This is a genomic window from Bradyrhizobium sp. WSM471, assembly GCF_000244915.1.
In the GTDB taxonomy this organism is placed as follows: Bacteria; Pseudomonadota; Alphaproteobacteria; order Rhizobiales; family Xanthobacteraceae; genus Bradyrhizobium.
This window is the reverse complement of sequence record NZ_CM001442.1, coordinates 3074353-3089888: the sequence shown is the minus strand read 5'-3', so window position 1 is coordinate 3089888 and position 15536 is coordinate 3074353. Positions and strand designations below refer to the sequence as shown.

Annotated in this window: 10 protein-coding genes; 5 read left to right on the top strand and 5 right to left on the bottom strand. The window is 64.8% G+C overall.

The features are described 5' to 3' along the window. Window positions 1-37 precede the first annotated feature (37 nt). The 3 genes from BRA471DRAFT_RS13400 to BRA471DRAFT_RS13390 all read left to right on the top strand — a co-directional run bounded on the left by BRA471DRAFT_RS13400 (window position 38) and on the right by BRA471DRAFT_RS13390 (window position 2889). Window positions 38-817, top strand: coding sequence for an SDR family NAD(P)-dependent oxidoreductase (locus tag BRA471DRAFT_RS13400; protein WP_007607980.1), 780 nt, complete (start codon window positions 38-40; stop codon window positions 815-817). A gap of 108 nt (window positions 818-925) precedes the next feature. Beyond that, window positions 926-1306 carry a VOC family protein gene (locus BRA471DRAFT_RS13395; protein ID WP_007607979.1) on the top strand — a complete coding sequence of 127 codons (381 nt, stop codon included), beginning with the start codon at window positions 926-928 and terminating at the stop codon, window positions 1304-1306. A 305-nt stretch (window positions 1307-1611) separates the two neighbouring features. Further along, a complete protein-coding gene (locus BRA471DRAFT_RS13390; RefSeq protein ID WP_007593713.1) occupies window positions 1612-2889 on the top strand; it encodes an acyl-CoA dehydrogenase family protein in 1278 nt (425 codons plus the stop codon). Window positions 2890-3062: 173 nt separating this feature from the next. Here the strand turns inward: BRA471DRAFT_RS13390 and yghU are convergent, their stop codons facing one another. Next, entirely contained in the window at window positions 3063-3944 is an 882-nt protein-coding gene (gene yghU / locus BRA471DRAFT_RS13385) for a glutathione-dependent disulfide-bond oxidoreductase (RefSeq protein ID WP_007607978.1), read from the bottom strand. A 304-nt stretch (window positions 3945-4248) separates the two neighbouring features. Here yghU and BRA471DRAFT_RS13380 point away from each other — a divergent pair, with 304 nt between their 5' ends. Both BRA471DRAFT_RS13380 and BRA471DRAFT_RS13375 read left to right on the top strand, forming a co-directional pair. Further along, entirely contained in the window at window positions 4249-5382 is a 1134-nt protein-coding gene (locus BRA471DRAFT_RS13380) for a nitronate monooxygenase (RefSeq protein WP_007607976.1), read from the top strand. A gap of 186 nt (window positions 5383-5568) precedes the next feature. Further along, window positions 5569-7086 carry an acetyl-CoA acetyltransferase gene (locus tag BRA471DRAFT_RS13375; RefSeq protein WP_007607974.1) on the top strand — a complete coding sequence of 506 codons (1518 nt, stop codon included), beginning with the start codon at window positions 5569-5571 and terminating at the stop codon, window positions 7084-7086. A gap of 152 nt (window positions 7087-7238) precedes the next feature. Here the strand turns inward: BRA471DRAFT_RS13375 and BRA471DRAFT_RS13370 are convergent, their stop codons facing one another. From BRA471DRAFT_RS13370 to BRA471DRAFT_RS13355, 4 genes are all read right to left on the bottom strand, one after another. After that, the gene (locus tag BRA471DRAFT_RS13370) at window positions 7239-8441 is read right to left on the bottom strand and encodes an efflux RND transporter periplasmic adaptor subunit (RefSeq protein ID WP_007607972.1); all 1203 of its coding nucleotides are present in this window, start codon (window positions 8439-8441) and stop codon (window positions 7239-7241) included. After that, entirely contained in the window at window positions 8428-11607 is a 3180-nt protein-coding gene (locus BRA471DRAFT_RS13365; RefSeq protein ID WP_007607970.1) for an efflux RND transporter permease subunit, read from the bottom strand. The genes BRA471DRAFT_RS13370 and BRA471DRAFT_RS13365 overlap by 14 nt, the downstream gene beginning before the upstream one ends. Before the next feature lie 165 nt (window positions 11608-11772). After that, complete coding sequence (locus BRA471DRAFT_RS13360) at window positions 11773-13467, bottom strand: methyl-accepting chemotaxis protein (RefSeq protein ID WP_007607969.1); 1695 nt, start codon at window positions 13465-13467, stop codon at window positions 11773-11775. A gap of 261 nt (window positions 13468-13728) precedes the next feature. Beyond that, the gene (locus tag BRA471DRAFT_RS13355; protein ID WP_007607968.1) at window positions 13729-15420 is read right to left on the bottom strand and encodes a methyl-accepting chemotaxis protein; all 1692 of its coding nucleotides are present in this window, start codon (window positions 15418-15420) and stop codon (window positions 13729-13731) included. Between the last annotated feature and the right edge of the window lie 116 nt (window positions 15421-15536).

Here is a 15536-nt window from a genome sequence, read left to right as displayed (position 1 = left end):
GCTGATGCGCGACCCAAGCAAAAACAGGAAACGCGCCATGAACCTTTTCGACCTTTCAGGCCGGGTCGCCGTGATCACCGGCGGCAATGGCGGCATCGGGCTAGGCATCGCGCAGGCGCTCGCCGGCCAGGGCTGCAATGTCTCGATCTGGGGCCGCAATCCTGACAAGAACAGCAGCGCTGCCGCGAGCCTGGCGGGGCTATCCGGCAAGGTCGACGCGCGGGTCTGCGACGTCACCGACCCGGCCTCGGTCAATGCCGCGATGAAGGCCACGCTCGACACATTTGGCCGCGTCGACGGCTGCTTTGCCAATGCCGGCATCGGCGGCGGCGGCCGGCGGTCCTTCATCGAGCGCACCGAGGAAGAATGGCGCACGATGTTTGCGACCAATCTCGACGGCGTGTTCCACGCGTTCCAGGCTGCCGCAAAACACATGACCGCGCGCGCCGAGGCGGGCGATCCCTTCGGTCGGCTGGTGGCGACCTCGAGCCTCGCTTCGATCTTCGGTACCGCCCGCAACGAGCACTACGCGGCGACCAAGGCCGCGATCAACGCGCTGGTCCGCGCGCTCGGCGTCGAGCTGGCGCGCCACGGCGTGACCGCGAATGCGATCCTGCCCGGCTGGATCAAGAGCGACATGACCTCGGGCCTGATGGCCAACGAGAAGTTCGTGGCCAACGTGATGCCGCGTATTCCGGTGCGCCGCTTCGGCGAGCCCAGTGATTTCGGCGGCATCGCGGTGTATCTGATGAGCAAGGCCTCGTCGTATCACACCGCGGATACGTTCGTGATCGACGGCGGCTATACGGCGTTTTGATTCTCGTAGCCCGGATGGAGCGCAGCGCAATCCGGGACCGCCAAAAAGGCAAACAAGACCCGGATTTCGCTTCGCTCCATCCGGGCTACAAGATGAGGGAACGGCAAAATGTTTTCACACGTGATGATCGGCACCAACGACCTCGACAAGGCCAAGGCGTTCTATGACAATTTGCTGACCACGCTCGAGGTGCGGCCGGCGCGCGTCGACGGCCATCGCATCTTCTACATCACCAAGACCGGCGTGTTCTCGGTGACGAAGCCGATCAACGGTGAGGCGGCAACGCCAGCGAATGGCGGCACCATCGGCTTTGCCGCCAACTCGCCTGAGCAGGTCAATGCATGGCATACGGCCGGCATCGCCGCCGGCGGCGTTCCTTGCGAAGATCCTCCCGGCATCCGCCAGGGCCCCGGCGTCAACCTCTACATTGCGTATTTGCGCGACCTCGACGGCAACAAGATCTGCGCAATGCACCGGATGACGAACTAGATCGACATATTCAGTGTCGTCCCGGCGAAGGCCGGGACCCATAACCACAGGGAGTGGTTGTGGAGCAAACTCGTAACTCCGGGTCTTCGTCAAACTCCTCCCTGTGGTTATGGGTCCCGGATCTGCGCTGCGCTTGTCCGGGACGACATCGGGGTGTTGGCGATATCATTCAAACAACATTTCAAACGCCCTCGCGATATTCCATCACGTGGCATGGCTCGCGTTGGAAAAATGCGCGCTCGCACTTTGGCGACGCTGCGACTATTCTCCGGCTCAACACGATCTCAGCGACCCCGGGAGGAACAATGACAAAACACACCTACATTCCCCGCACCACCAACTACACCCTCAATCCCGGGGACGAGCTCAACGACCTCCGCATGTCGGACCAGGTCCGGCCGCTCTATGATCACGTCAGGAAGTTCATCCGCGACACCGTCGAGCCGATGTCGATCGAGTTCGCCAAGGCCGGCGAAGGCAAGCAAGACCGCTGGAGCTTCACGCCGAAGCAGCTCGAGGTGCTGGAGAAGGCCAAGAACAAGGCCAAGCAGGAAGGCCTCTGGAACTTCTTCCTGCCCGACGACGAGACCGGCCAGGGGCTCAAGAATCTCGACTATGCCTATATCGCATCCGAGCTCGGCAAGAGCCCGCTGGCCTCGGAGAGCATGAACTGCTCGGCGCCGGATACCGGCAACATGGAGGTGCTGGAGCGCGTCGGCACCAAGGAGCAGAAGGAGAAGTGGCTGAAGCCGTTGATGAACGGCGAAATCCGCTCGGCCTATGTCATGACCGAGCCGAACGTTGCCTCCTCGGACGCCAAGAATATCTCGACGACGGCAAAGCTCGTCGGCGACGAATGGGTCATCAACGGCGAGAAGTATTACATCTCCGGCGTCGGCGATCCCCGTTGCAAGATCCTCATCGTGATGGTGAAGACCAATCCGGATGCGGCGCCGAGCAAGCAGCAGTCGCAGATCCTGGTGCCGCGCGACACGCCCGGCGTCGAGGTGCTCGGTCCCATGTACGTGTTCGGCCAGGACCACGCGCCGCGCGGCCACATGCACATGCGCTTCAACAATGTCCGCGTGCCCAAGGAGAACATCCTGCTCGGCGAGGGCCGCGGCTTCGAGATCTCGCAGCTTCGGCTTGGTCCGGGCCGCATCCATCACTGCATGCGGACCATCGGCAAGGCCGAGAAGGCGCTAGATTTGATGGTGCAGCGTGGCCTCACCCGCGAAGCCTTCGGCAAGAAGATCGCCCATCTCGGCGGCAACATGCAGATCATCGCGCAGGCGCGCTGCGAGATCGAGGCGATGCGGCTGATGGTGCTGAAGGCCGCCAAGGCCATGGACGTGCTCGGCAACAAGGAGGCCCGCGTCTGGGTCTCCATGGTCAAGGCCATGGTGCCGGAGCGCGCCTGCAAGATCATCGACCAGTCGATCCAGATGCACGGTGCCACCGGCATCTCGCACTGGACCCCGCTGGCCGAAATGTACCAGGACGTCCGTCATCTCCGCTTCGCGGATGGTCCGGACGAGGTGCACTGGATGGTGGTGGGACGCCACGAGCTGAGCATGGCGTGATCAACTGGCTGTCTTTTCCCTCTCCCCGTTTGCGGGGAGAGGGTCAGGGTGAGGGGGAGCCTCCGCACGGACGGTGACACTTCGACTCGCGGAGAATCCCCCTCACCCGGATTGCATCTTCGATGCAATCCGACCTCTCCCCGCAAGCGGGGCGAGGTGAAGCGAGCACCGCCCTATGACGCGGCAACCTCGCCGATCTTGTCCTGCGTCTTGGTCTCGAAATCGCCGGCATCATGCCGCTCGTGGAGCTGGCTGGCGGGGTCGCCGGAAACACGGTTGACCATGCGGCCGCGCTTGACGGCGGGGCGCTTGGCGATCTGGTCGGTCCAGCGTTGCACGTGCTTGTAGTCCTGCACGGACAGGAATTCGCCCGCGCCATAGACCAGCCCCTTGGCGAGCGCGCCGTACCAGGGCCACACCGCCATGTCGGCGATGGTGTATTCGCTGCCGGCGAGATATTCGTTGTCGGCGAGCCGGCGATCGAGCACGTCGAGCTGACGCTTGGTCTCCATTGCAAAACGGTCGATGGCATATTCGATCTTGGTCGGCGCGTAGGCGTAGAAGTGGCCGAAGCCGCCGCCGAGATAGGGCGCGCTGCCCATCTGCCAGAACAGCCACGACATCGCCTCGGTGCGGCTCTTGATGTCCTTCGGCAGGAAGGCGCCGAACTTTTCCGCGAGATAAAGCAGGATCGAGCCGGACTCGAACACCCGGATCGGCTCCGGACCGGAGCGGTCCATCAGCGCCGGGATTTTGGAATTCGGATTGATGTCGACGAAGCCGCTGCCGAACTGGTCGCCGTTGCCGATCTTGATCAGCCAGGCGTCGTATTCCGCGCCCTTGTGGCCGAGCGCCAGAAGTTCCTCCAGCATGACGGTGACCTTGACGCCGTTCGGCGTCGCCAGCGAATAGAGCTGGAAGGGATGCTTGCCGACCGGCAGCTCCTTGTCATGGGTGGGACCGGCAATGGGACGGTTGATGCTGGCGAACTGCCCGCCATTCTCCTTGTTCCAGGTCCAGACTTTCGGCGGCACGTAGGCGGGGGTGTCGGTCATGGGCGGGCTCCGGCGAAAAAGATGCGCCTGCATTAATTAGCCCACGGACGGCCGATGGCAAGCCCCGCCGGCCCTGCGTCCGGCGCGGGCCTCGCGACCGCGTCATGCATCCGACGTTGCCGAGGACGGCCATCACGGAAAACCGCATCCGTCGAGCCAGGCGTACGGCTTCGCGCAGCACGGCGTGTGCACGCAAGATGCGCCGCCAAATCCGGATTGGCATAGCGCAAGACGATGGTCTAGCGTCGATGAGCCTGCGCTCAAGATTGCAACGACAGCAACGCGAGGCCACCGGGAGAGAACGATGAAATCGCCGATCTGCGACATGCTGGGCATCGATTTCCCGCTGCTCGCCTTCAGCCATTGCCGCGATGTCGTCGCCGCCGTCAGCCGGGCCGGCGGCTTTGGCGTCTTAGGTGCGACCGTGCACACGCCGGATACGTTGGAGCGCGAACTGAAATGGATCGACGAGCACGTCGACGGCAAGCCTTACGGCATCGACGTGCTGATCCCCGAAAACATCTCGACCTCCGGCGAGAAGGACGTCACCTGGAAGAGCCTTGAAGCGCGCGTGCCACAGGAGCACCGCGACTACACCCGCGATCTCCTGAAGAAATACGACATCGAACTCACGACCACCGAGGTCGCCGACAACCAGCCGCAGCCGTTCGATGGCAGGACCGCGCTGGAGCTGCTGGAGGTCTCGTTCAACCATCCGATCCGCCTGATCGCCAATGCCCTGGGCGTGCCGCCGAAGGCCATGATCGAGATGGGCAGGAAGCACGGCGTGCCGGTTGCGGCGCTGGTCGGGGCCAAGGAGCACGCGCTGCGCCAGGTCGCGGCGGGCGTCGATATCCTCGTGGTCCAGGGCACCGAAGCCGGCGGCCATTGCGGCGAGGTCTCGACCATGGTGCTGGTGCCCGAGGTGATCAAGGCGATCAAGAAGATCCGCGACGTGCCGGTGCTCGCCGCCGGCGGCATCATGACGGGACGGCAGATGGCCGCCTGCATGGCGATGGGTGCCGCGGGCGCCTGGACCGGCTCGGTGTGGCTTGCCACCGTCGAGTCCGAGACCGCGGAGATCTTTCGCGAGAAGATGATCGCGGCATCGTCGCGCGATGCGGTGCGCTCGAAGGGCCGCACCGGCAAGCCGGCACGGCAGCTTCGCTCGGTCTGGACCGACGCCTGGGACCGCGCACCCGAGAGCCCCGGCGCATTGCCGATGCCGCTGCAAAGCATCGTCAGCCGCGACGCCTTCAACGCGATCGACCGCGCCGCGGCGGGCGGCAACGCGAAGGCGCGCGACCTCGTGAGTTACTTCGTCGGCCAGGGCGTCGGGCTGATCGACAGCGTGAAGTCGGCTGGCGCGGTGGTGCAGGAGTTCAAGGAAGAGTTCGCCGAGGCCGTCGAGCACATGAATGCGCTGGTGGCGGAGTAGTTGCCCGTGGCCGAAATAGCGCCTGCGGCTCATCCTTCGAGGCTCGGCCACCGGCGCAAGTGCGCCGCCGGCCTCGCACCTCAGGATGACGTCGTCTCCGTAGCCGTCATCCTGAGGTGCCGTAGCGTAGCGAAGGCCTCGAAGGACGATGGCGTGCCGAAGATCTAGAATGTGAAGTAAGAAGAAATGACCAACTCCACCATCCCCGAAGACCGCATCCCCGTCATCGTCGGCGTCGGCGAGATCGTCGACCGCCCCAAGGAGATCACCGAGGGCCTCGAGCCGCTCGACCTGCTCGAACAGGCCTTGCTGAGCGCGGAAGCAGATGCCGGCGCGAAGTTGCTCGGCGAGGTGCAGTCGCTCGACGTCGTCAACTTCCTGAGCTGGCGTTATCGCGATCCGGAGCAGTTGCTGGCGCAGCGGCTCGGCATCAAGCCGTCGCATTGCTATTACGGCCCGGTCGGCGGCGAGAGCCCGATCCGCTACATCCACGAAGCGGCAAAGCGCATTGCGCGCGGTGAATGCAGTGTTGCCGCGGTTTGCGGCGCGGAGGCACAGTCGACGGCGACCAAGGCGGAGCGCGCCGGCGCGAAGCTGCCATGGACCCCGTTCGCCCATGACGTCGAGGAGCCGAAACGCGGCGCAGCGTTCCAGAAACCGCTGGCCGTGAAGCTCGGCGTGTTCCGGCCAGTGACCGTCTATCCGTTCTATGAAGCGGCATCGTCGGCGCATTGGGGCCAGACGCCACGCGAAGCGATGGCGGAGTCGGGTACGCTCTGGTCGCGCTATTCGGAAGCCGCCGCGCAAAATCCAAATGCCTGGCTGAAGCGGCGCTATGCGCCGGAGGAGATCACGACGCCGACGGCGGACAACCGCCTGATCGCCTGGCCCTACAACAAGCTCATGGTTGCGAACCCCAGCGTCAACATGGGCGGCGCGCTGCTGCTCACCAGCCTCGCCAGGGCGCGTGCGGCAGGCATCGCCGAGGACAAGCTCGTCTACCCGCTCGGCGGCGCTTCGGCGGAAGAGCCGCGCGACTATCTGTTGCGCGACCAGTTTTACGAAAGCCATCCGCAGAACGCCGTCTTGAAGGCTGCGATGGATCTCGCCGGCGGCGACGGAAAGAAATTCGACGCGATCGAGCTCTATAGCTGCTTCCCGTGCGTGCCCAAGATGGCGCGGCGAACGCTGGGCCTTTCCGCCGACGTGCAGCCGACCGTAACAGGCGGCCTCACCTTCTTCGGCGCACCGCTCAACACCTACATGACGCATGCCGCCTGCGCGATGGTGCGGCGGGTGCGCGACGGCGCAACGCTCGGCCTGCTTTACGGCCAGGGCGGCTTCGTCACCAAGCATCATGCGCTGGTGGTGTCGAAGGTACCGCCGCGTGAGGCATTGGCACAGGAGACAAGCGTGCAGGCGGCGGCGGACAGCAACAAGCGTACGGTGCCGGAGTTCGTCTCGGATGTCTCGGGCAAGGGCAAGGTCGAGAGCTTTACGGTGCTCTACGGCCGGGCCGGCGATGTCGAGCACGGCGTGGTGATGCTGCGGACGGAAGACGACAGGCGCACGCTGGCGCGGATTCCCGCGAGCGACGCGGCGACACTGGCGCATCTGCTCGACATGAACAGGACGCCGGTGGGTTCGCTTGGCGAGATCACGATGGCTGCGGATGGCCTGCCGGAGTGGCGGGTGGGGAAGTAGTCTCCCTCGCCCCGCTTGCGGGGAGAGGGTCGGGGTGAGGGGGAGTCTCCGCAAGGACGGTGAGAGTGGGACTCGCCGAGAGTCCCCCTCACCCGGATCGCATCTTCGATGCGATCCGACCTCTCCCCGCAAGCGGGGCGAGGTGAAGAAAACTACCCCTTCGGCGGCTGCTTCTCGGAAGCTGTCGCGGGCTTGCCCTTGGCGGCGGCGCCGGTCACGCGGACCTGGTCGCCGTCGGAGAGGCCGTCCGGGGGTGCCGTGATGACGCGGTCCTCGGGCGCGATACCCGAGGCGAGCTCGATCTCCTTGCCGAGATCGCGGGCGATGGTCACGGGCTTGAACAGGACCTTGTCGTCCGGACCGACGGTTGCGACGCGCAGGCCGCTGCCGTTGAAGATCAGCGCGCTGGCGGGAATGCTGAGCGGCGCGGAGTCGCGCTGCAGGCTGAGCTTCACGCTGGCGTAGCCGCCGGGCATCAGCTCGCCTGAGGAATTGTCGAGACCGAGCTGCATGCGCGTCGTGCCGGAGGCGACGTCAACCGCCTGCGAGGAAGCCTCCACCGTCGCCTGGAAGGTCCGGTTCGGATACTCCGGCAGTACGATGGCGGCCTTGGCGCCGATCTTGATCGCGGGCACGTAGTTCTGGGGAACGTTGATGTAGACGCGCAGCTTGGTGATGTCGGAGACCACGAACATCGCCGGGCCCGAGCCGCCGCCTGAATTGATCAGCGCACCGACGTCGGTGTCCCGCGCCGTAACCACACCGTCGAACGGAGCGGTGATCTTCTTGTAACCGGCGAGCGCCTCGAGCCGCTCGACATTGGCCTGGCCCGAGCGAACCGCCGCGTTCTTGTTGGAGAGATCGGCGGTACGCTCGTCGATCTCCTGCGCGGAGACGAAGTTGGAGGCGACCAGCGTCTTGCGGCGGTTGAGGGTGGCTTCCGACAGCCTGGCGCTGGACTGCTGGCTGGCGAGGTCGGCGCGGGCCTGAAGTAATTGCTGGTCGAGGTCGGGCGCCTCGATCTCGGCGATCACCTGACCGGCCTTCACCCGCGCACCGATGTCGGCGCTCCAGCTTTTGAGATAGCCGGGAACGCGGGCAAAGATCGGCGCGCGATAATAGGCTTCGAGACGGCCCGGCAAGTCGATGGTCGAATTGGCAGCCTTGGCATTGGGCAGCGTCACCGCGACGCTGGGAACGGCCTGGTCATCGGTCCATGCCTTCAGCCTGGAGCCCTGCCCCTCGCGGGCACGGATGCCGGTGCCTACGACCAGGCCCGCCGCGATCAGCGCCACCACGCAGAAAATGCCCAGTTTCCGGTGCGACACCGGGGAGCGGGGTTCAGTGGGCAACATGCGGGGTCTCCAGGGAGGCGGCGGCTTTGGCGCCTTGCTTCTTGTGTACCATGCTGAACACCACCGGAACGAACATCAGCGTGGCGAAGGTTGCAAAGATCAGGCCGCCGATCACGGCGCGGCCAAGCGGCGCATTCTGCTCGCCGCCCTCGCCGAGCCCCAGCGCCATCGGCGCCATGCCGATGATCATGGCGAGCGCGGTCATCAGCACCGGGCGGAACCGGACGAAGCCGGCTTCGAGCGCCGCGGCGATGGGGTCGCCGAGCTCCTCGTAGCGCTCGCGGGCGAACGAGATCACGAGCACGCTGTTGGCGGTGGCAACGCCCATGCACATGATGGCGCCGGTCAGCGCCGGCACCGACAGCGTCGTCTCGGTGGCGAACAGCATCCAGACGATTCCGGCGAGTGCTGCGGGCAGCGCCGTGATGATCACGAACGGATCGGACCAGGACTGGAAGTTCACGACGATCAGGAAATAGATCAGGACGACCGCGCCGAGCAGGCCAAACAACAAGCCGGTGAAGGCGCTGTTCATGGTCTGCACCTGGCCGAGCAGCACCACGGAAGAGCCTTTCGGCACCTCCTTGGCGGTGTCGGCGATCACCTGGCGGATGTCGGTCGCGACTGCACCGACATCGCGGCCCGAGGTCGTGGCGAAGATCTGCACCATCGACTGGATATCGTATTGCGAGACCACCGCGCTCGAGGTCGAGCGCCTGATGTCGGCGATACCGCCGAGGATCGGCGACTGCGAATTGCCGGCCGCCGTGATCGGCAGCGTCTGAAGTGCGCTGAGCGAATCCATCTGGTATTGCGGCGTCTGCATCACGATCGAATAGGACACGCCGTTATCAGGATTGAGGTAGTAGGTCGGCGCCACCTGCGAGGAGCCGGCAAGGTTGACCACGAGACTGTTGGTGACGTCGCGCTCGGTCAGGCCGACATATTGCGCGCGGGTGCGGTCGACATCGATGTTGAAGGTCGGATTGTTCGGCGACTGCTGGATGCGCGCATCCGCGACACCGGGAATCCTGCGGACCCTGGCCAGCAGATTGTTGGCATAAGCGAAGTTGGCCCTGAGATTGGCGCCGCGGATCTGCAGGTCGATCGGCGCCGGCGCGCCGAAGTTCAGGATCTGGCTGACGATGTCGGCCGGCAGGAAGGCGAAGCTGACGCCGGGAAACAGCCGCGGCAATTGCTCACGCAGCACGCGCACATGCTCCTCCGTCGGCTTGTGGCCTTCCTTCAGTTTGATCTGGATGTCGCCATCCTGCGGGCCGATCACGCCGGTGTTGTTGTAGGTCATGTTGATGCCGGAGATCGGCATGCCGATGTTGTCGGTCAGCGTTTCGATCTCGCCCGGGATCAGCTTGCGGATCGCCTTCTGCACGTCGGCGAGCTGGTTCGCGGTCTCCTCGACGCGGGTGCCGACCTGCGTGCGGACGTGCATCAGGATGTTGCCGGCATCGACCGCGGGGAAGAAGTTGCGCCCGAGGAACGGCACCAGCGCGAACGACGCGCCGACCACGCAAAGGAAGCCGATCACGAACACCGGACGGTGCGCGAGGGCGAGCCCGAGGAAATTGTGATAGCCACCGCGAATGCGCTCGAAGCGAGCCTCGAAACCGCGCTGGAACCAGACCAGGGGATTGCGCGACTTCGGCGGACCCTCCTCGTGGTGGACATGCGCCTGCAACAAATAGTTCGCCATGGTCGGCACCAGCGTGCGCGACAGCAGGAACGACCAGATCATCGCGAACATCACCGCTTCCGCCATCGGCACGAACAGGAAGCGCGCCACGCCGGTGAGGAAGAACATCGGCACGAACACGATGCAGATGCAGAGCAGCGAGACGAAGGCCGGCGTCACGATCTGGTTGGCGCCGTCGAGGATCGACTGCTCGACCGGCTTGCCCTGCTCCAGATGGTAGTTGATGTTCTCGATCGTGACGGTGGCGTCGTCGACAAGAATGCCGACCGCGAGCGCGAGGCCGCCGAGCGTCATGATGTTCAGCGTCTCGCCGATCGCCGACAGCATGATGATGGCGCCGAGCACCGAGAGCGGAATCGAGACCGCGATGATGACGGTCGAGCGCCAGCTGCCGAGGAACAGCAGGATCATGACGCTGGTGAGCAGCGCCGCGATCACGCCTTCGAACGCGACACCTTCGATGGCGCCGCGGACGAACACCGACTGATCGCCGATGAAGCCGATCTTGAGCGCGTCCGGCAGCTGGTCCTTGACGTCGATCACCTTCTGCTTGATGCCTGCGATGATGTCGAGCGTCGAGGTCGCGCCTGCCTTGAGCACCATCATCAGCACCGAGCGGTTGCCGTCGACATGGACGATGTTGGTCTGCGGCGGGTTGCCGTCCCTGATTGTCGCGACGTCGCGCACATAGACCATCGCGCCGTTGACGGTCTTGATCGGCAGATTGCCGAGCTCCTCGATCTTCAGCGGCGAATTGTTGAGCTGGATGATGTATTCGAACTGCCCGATCTTCTGAGTGCCGACCGGCGTGATCAGGTTCTGGGCCGCGAGCGCGTTGGCGACGTCCTGGCCGGACAGACCCCGGGCCTGGAGCGCGGTCGGATCGAGGTCGATCTGGACCTGGCGCTGCTTGCCGCCGAACGGATAGGGGATCGCTGCACCAGGCACGGTGACCAGCGGCGTACGGAGCTGGTTGATCCCGATATCGGCGAGGTTCTGCTCGGTCAGCCCGTCACCCGACAGCGCCACCTGGACGATCGGCACGGTCGAGGCGGAGTAGTTCAGGATCAGAGGCGGCGTCGCGCCCGGCGGCATCTGCTTGATCAGCGTCTGCGAGATCGCGGTGACCTGCGCGTTGGCGGTGCGGATGTCGACGTTCGGCTGGAAGAAGATCTTGATGATGCCAAAGCCGTTATAGGAATTGGCGGTGATGTGCTCGATGTCGTTGACCGTCGTCGTCAGCGCGCGCTGGAACGGCGTGGTGATGCGGCCCGACATCTGGTCGGGCGGCAGGCCGGTGTACTGCCAGACCACGCCGATCACGGGGATGCGGATGTCCGGAAAGATGTCGGTCGGCGTCCGCAGCGCCGCCAGCGGTCCGATGATCAGGAGCAGGAGCGCGAGCACGACAAACGTGTAGGGCCGGCTCAGGGCAATACGGACCAGAGCAATCATTCGCCGGGAAATTCCAGGTCAAGCGAGGATACGGAATCCGCCCCCGCGGGGATCCCTTCCTCCCTTTACCCGAGCACCGCCGGAAACGCTAATCTCCGGCGGGTTTCCCGCCTTCAATTCCCTGCTACCGCACTGCGGAACACGCACTGCGGCCATGCGGCCGCCTCATGCGGCGCGGACCGAGTCCAGGAACTTGCCGACTTCGAGCTTGAGGCGGCTCGAGTCGCGCGACAGCATCTGCGCCGCCGACAACACTTGCGAGGACGCCGAGCCGGTTTCGGAAGCACCGTGCTGAACCTCGCCGACATTGGACGACACCTGCTGGGTGCCTTGGGCCGCCTGCTGCACGTTGCGGGCAATCTCCTGGGTCGCCGCGCCCTGCTGCTCCACCGCCGCCGCGATCGCCGAGGAGATCTCCGACAGGCGGGCGATCGTGCCGCTGATCTGGCCGATGGCACCAACCGATTCCTGCGTCGCCGTCTGGATGCCGCCGATCTGCTGGCCGATTTCGCCGGTGGCCTTGGCCGTCTGCTCAGCGAGCGCCTTCACCTCCGAGGCAACCACCGCGAAGCCGCGGCCGGCCTCGCCGGCACGAGCCGCCTCGATCGTCGCATTGAGCGCCAGCAGATTGGTCTGCCCGGCGATAGCGTTGATGAGCTCGACGACGTCGCCGATCCGCGACGCCGCCCGCGACAATTCGCTGACCCGCTCGGTGGTGGATTGCGCCTGGCTGACGGCCTCCCCGGCGATGCGGGCGGATTCCTGCACCTGCCGGCTGATCTCACGCACCGAGGAGGACATCTCTTCGGCCGCCGACGCCACTGAATGGACGTTGGTGGAGGCTTCTTCCGAGGCGGACGCGACCACCGTCGCCAATTCCTGCGCCCGACCGGCGGTCGAGGTCAGCGTCGTAGCCGACGCCTCGAGTTCGGTCGCCGCCGAGGACACGGTCTCGACGATTTCGCCGACCGCGGCCTCGAAGCCGTCGGCAAGCTTTGTCATGTCGGCCTTGCGCTGTCCCTCGGCACGGCGCTGTACCGCCTGCACCTCGTCGCGGCTGAAGCGGATGATGGTCTGCACAGTCTGGAGGTTGCGCAGCGCTTCGCCGATCTCGTCGTCGCGATGGATCAGGATGCGGTTGTCCAGCTTGTCCTGAACGAGATTGACCAAGGTATCGTTGAGCTGCTGCATCGGACCCTGGATCGCGCGCATGGTCGTGAGGCCGGCGAAGCCGAGGACGGCAGCGCCGGCGACGGCCAGAAGCGCCAGGCTCAGGCTGATCGTACCGCCAGTCGAGAGCGCGCCGCCGATGCCAAGCGCGAGCACGAACAGCAGCTGCAGCGCCATCGTGGTGACCAGGCGCGCCTTCAGCGTCCTGGTGAAGATCGCAAAATGGTCGAGCAGCGAGCGGCGGCGGATGATGCCGGCGTCGACGCGATAACCATGCGGCTTCTTTTCGCGGATCGCCGCGTAGACCTCTTCGGCCAGCTTGCGCTGGTCGGCCGGCAACTTGGTGCGGATCGAGGTATAGCCTGTGACCTGGCCGTTCGCGCGAATGGGCGATGCCGTCGCCAGCACCCAGTAGAAATCGCCGTTCTTGCGGCGGTTCTTCACCGCGCCGAGCCACGGCTTGCCGGCCTTCAGCGTGTCCCAGAGATTATCGAACGCCTCCGGCGGCATGTCGGGGTGGCGGACGATGTTGTGCGGCTGGCCCATGAGCTCCGCGGATGTGAAGCCCGCGGCCGCTAGGAAGTCGTCGTTGAAGTAGGTGAGCTTGCCCTTCAGGTCCGTCTTCGAAACGATGAGGGTCTCATCGCTGACGGGATATTCGATTTCTGTGACGGGAAGATTCTTGCGCATGTGGGGCCCCAAAGACCGGATGAAACATCAGTTGATTCCAATCTGGGCTGCGGCGATGCCGGCGGTCCATGCGATATCCTTCTAAGCCGAAATTAACTATCGATGAAATCGCGCCCCGTATGATTACGGGCGCCGCCTCACGATGCTACCTGCAGGCGACATCAGGCTACCGGCGCCGAAAAAAAAGAGCGGCGCTTGCGGCGCCGCTCGTTGATCGATGGATGTTGACGCCGAGGTTTACGCGCTGCGCGTGGGCCGTCGCTACGCCGCGCGAACGTTGGTCAGGAACTTGCTGACCTCGGTCTTGAGCCGGCCCGAGTCGTTGGACAGCATCTGTGCCGCCGACAGCACCTGCGAGGAGGCCGTGCCGGTCTCGGTTGCGCCGCGCTGCACGTCGGTGATGTTGGATGAGACCTGCTGGGTGCCCTGCGCCGCCTGCTGGACATTGCGGGCGATCTCCTGGGTTGCCGCGCCCTGCTCTTCCACGGCCGCCGCGATCGCCGACGAGATCTCCGACAGGCGCTCGATGGTCGACGAGATCTCCTTGATGGCGCCGACCGAGTCGTTGGTCGCCGCCTGGATGCCGGAGATCTGCTGGCCGATCTCGCCGGTCGCCTTCGCGGTCTGCTCGGCGAGCGCCTTCACCTCGGACGCGACGACCGCAAAGCCGCGGCCGGCTTCGCCGGCGCGTGCGGCTTCGATGGTCGCGTTCAGCGCCAACAAATTGGTCTGGCCGGCAATGGTGTTGATGAGCTCGACGACGTCGCCGATGCGCGAGGCGGCCTTCGAGAGTTCGCTGACGCGCTCGGTGGTGGAGCGCGCCTGGCCGACGGCATCGCCCGCCATCCGCGCCGATTCCTGCACCTGGCGGCTGATCTCGCTCACCGACGAAGCCATCTCCTCGGTCGCCGAGGCCACCGACTGCACGTTGGTCGAGGCTTCCTCCGAAGCACCGGCAACCGTGGTCGCCAGCCGCTGCGAGCGGTCGGCGGTCGAGGTCAGCGTCGAGGCCGAGGCCTCCAGCTGGGTCGAGGCCGACGACACGGTCTGCACGATCTCGCCGATCATGGTTTCGAATTCGCGGGTGATGTTGTCGACGCGGCGGCCGCGCTCGATCTTGGCTTCGGCATCGGCGGCGGCAGCTTCGTCGGCGGCCTTCTTGGCGATCAGCGCTTCCTTGAAGATCTGGAGCACGTCGGCCATGGCGCCGATCTCGGTCTTCTCACCGCGATGCGGAACCTCGGCAGAAAGCTCGCCCTTGCCCAGCGCCTGCATCGGCTCGGTAATCGAGTTGATGCCGTTCGAGACGTCCTGGACCAGGTAGAAGCCAACGCCGGAGCCGACGAGGACGGCGGCGCCGAGAATGATCGCGACCAGCATGAAGGCATGATTGTAGCTATCTGCAGCGTCCTGAGCTGCCTGGTCTCCACCCTTGGTGTTCAGCTCGATGTCCTTCCTCAGGACCTCGTCGGCCTGAAGCCCGATCTTGTTGACCGTCTTCGTGTTCAGTTCATGCGCTTCGTGCGGGACCTTGTTGGCGTCCTTGCGCGACAGCGCCATGACCTCCTGGGTGCCCTTCTTGTACTCCTCCCAGAGCTTCGACCATTCACCGTAGAGTGCCCGTTCTTCAGGCGAGGTAATCATGTCCTCGTAAGTTTTGCGAAACTTGGTGTTGGCCTCGATCACCGTCGCGAGCGTCTTTTCCATCGCGAGCTTCTCGTCCAGCGTTTCCGACAGCATATGCTCCCGGATGACGTTGCGGTAAGTGATCACGCCGGCACGCAAGTCGCCGAGCACGCGCACGCTGGGCATCCAGTTCGTGGTGATGTCGACGGTGTTGGCATTCATCGACCGCATCTTCATGACGGCGAGCAGGCCCATGCCGGCCATCGCGACCAGCAGGAACGCCACGACACTGATGATCTTGGCGCGGATGGAAATGGTGGCGAGCATATGAAGTCTCTTTGTGCTGGCGCGGCGGCGCGTCCGGAAGCTTTACGAATCAACCTAAGGGAGCAGCACCGACATCTACCACCAGAGCACCTGAGCAGATGTTAACGACGACTCCG